3 protein-coding genes are annotated in these 1,815 nt (G+C 55.8%); 2 read left to right on the top strand and 1 reads right to left on the bottom strand.

The features are described 5' to 3' along the window. Window positions 1–19: 19 nt before the first annotated feature. Window positions 20–646, top strand: a complete 627-nt coding sequence (locus WH5701_RS00155) for an SDR family oxidoreductase (RefSeq protein ID WP_369791624.1) — start codon at window positions 20–22, stop codon at window positions 644–646. Here WH5701_RS00155 and map read toward each other — a convergent pair. Continuing rightward, window positions 627–1,472 carry a type I methionyl aminopeptidase gene (map, locus tag WH5701_RS00150; protein WP_009789202.1) on the bottom strand — a complete coding sequence of 282 codons (846 nt, stop codon included), beginning with the start codon at window positions 1,470–1,472 and terminating at the stop codon, window positions 627–629. The genes WH5701_RS00155 and map overlap by 20 nt on opposite strands. Before the next feature lie 53 nt (window positions 1,473–1,525). Here map and WH5701_RS16040 point away from each other — a divergent pair, with 53 nt between their 5' ends. Then, complete coding sequence (locus WH5701_RS16040) at window positions 1,526–1,810, top strand: hypothetical protein (RefSeq protein WP_006169725.1); 285 nt, start codon at window positions 1,526–1,528, stop codon at window positions 1,808–1,810. Window positions 1,811–1,815 lie beyond the last annotated feature (5 nt).

Below are 1,815 nucleotides of genomic sequence, written 5' to 3'. Positions count from 1 at the left end.
GGGGTGCTGAAGTTGTTGGCTGACCCACAGCTCACCTCCCCAGATCAAAGACGACGAGGGGCCCCACCGTTGGATCTCCTGGCAGTGCGGCGACGAAATCGCCCTTGATGGTGACTTGGCACAGTTCGATGTTCTGGTGCTGAACCACGGCATCAATCCGAAAGGCAGTCAGAGCCCTGAGGACGTGAACCGAGCCTTGGAGATCAATGCACTCAGCAGTTGGCGCCTGATGCAGCGCTACGAGGAGATCAGTCGCTGCAACATCAGAAAGCATCAAGGACGAGAGACGCCCATGGAGATTTGGATCAACACATCAGAAGCAGAAATCCAACCCGCAGTGAGCCCTGTTTATGAGATCTCCAAACGCTTGTTGGGCCAATTGGTGAGTTTGCGGGGAGCCACGCGTCCTGCGGACGAACGCAACCAATTGGTGATCAGAAAACTTGTCTTAGGTCCGTTCCGGTCCGATCTCAACCCAATCGGAATCATGGACGCCAATTGGGTTGCCAATCAGGTTTTAAACCAAGCCAGCTGGGGGTTGAGATTGATCATCGTGACGCCGAATCCCTTGACCTATCTCCTAATGCCCGTCACCGAGCTAGGAAGACGGATTTACAGCCGAATCCTCAGTCGCCCCGATCGGTAAGGATTTCACAACCATCACTGGTGACCAAAACGGTGTGCTCCCACTGCGCAGAAAGCGCACCGTCCCGCGTAACTACCGTCCAACGGTCCCGCAACGTCCGGCAGCCTTTGCTCCCCGCATTCAGGATCGGTTCAATCGCCAAGGTCATCCCAGGACGAAGCGTCACATTCGGCAGCTCGTCAGTACGGAAATTGAACACCGACGGTTCTTCATGGAGATTGCGGCCCACGCCATGGCCGGTGTAATCCTCAACAACACTGAAACCATTGGCTTTGACGTGGTCTTCGACGGCGCCAGCGATGTCGAGAAGCGTATTGCCTGCTTTCACCTGGCCGATGCCAGCCATCAGCGATTCGCGTGCGACACGACTCAGGGTTTGAGCTTCTTTCGATGCGTCCCCAACACAAACGGTGATGCAGCTATCCCCGTGATACCCCTCGAAATAGGCACCGGTATCCACCTTGAGGAGATCGCCGCGGTGAATCACACGTTTGGCACTCGGGATGCCATGGACAACTTCGTTGTTAATACTGGCGCAGATGCTTGCTGGAAAGCCGTGATAACCCTTGAAGCTGGGAGTCGCTCCCATTTCGCGGATGCGGCGTTCAGCAAACGCATCAAGATCTCCGGTGGTTTGCCCTGGTTCCACCATGGCCATCACCTCTCGGAGAACGGTGGCCACGATTTTGCTGGCCTGGCGCATGATCTTGACTTCGCGGGCAGACTTGATCTCCACCCCGCGTCGTTTCTGAATTCGTGGTCCGGTTGCAGTGGTTTGTCCCTGAGCTGCCTGAGTTGTGGCCAGCAGATCGGCGAAAAGATTCATTGGCCTGCTCAATATTGGTCACGCTATCAACGGCTTGCGGTTGGGTGTAGGTCATGACGTTGCTTGTGCGCGTGCGCGAACTCCACCAACGCATCGCTCCATTTGTCCTTCTGCCGTTATTCGTCACTGTTTGCTCTGGCGTTGGCTATCGCCTTGCCCGCGACTGGTTTGGAGCCAGCCGTGAGCAAGTGCACTGGTTAATGACCCTGCACGAAGGGGAGTGGTTAGGACCAACCCTCGAACCAGTTGTGGTGCTGATGAATGCCATTGGCTTGCTTTGGATGCTGATCACCGGCCTCGCTCTTTTGATCGAACGTTGGCGACGACAGGTACACTGATTCTT

It is taken from the genome of Synechococcus sp. WH 5701 (genome assembly GCF_000153045.1).
Classification (GTDB): domain Bacteria; phylum Cyanobacteriota; class Cyanobacteriia; order PCC-6307; family Cyanobiaceae; genus Regnicoccus_A; species Regnicoccus_A antarcticus.
This window is presented reverse-complemented; position numbering and strand designations above follow the sequence as displayed.

Bases quoted from the DNA above. Each gene is read 5' to 3' on its own strand.
- WH5701_RS16040 (WP_006169725.1), top strand. From the start codon at position 1,526: ATGACGTTGCTTGTGCGCGTGCGCGAACTCCACCAACGCATCGCTCCA.
- map (WP_009789202.1), bottom strand. From the start codon at position 1,472: ATGAATCTTTTCGCCGATCTGCTGGCCACAACTCAGGCAGCTCAGGGA.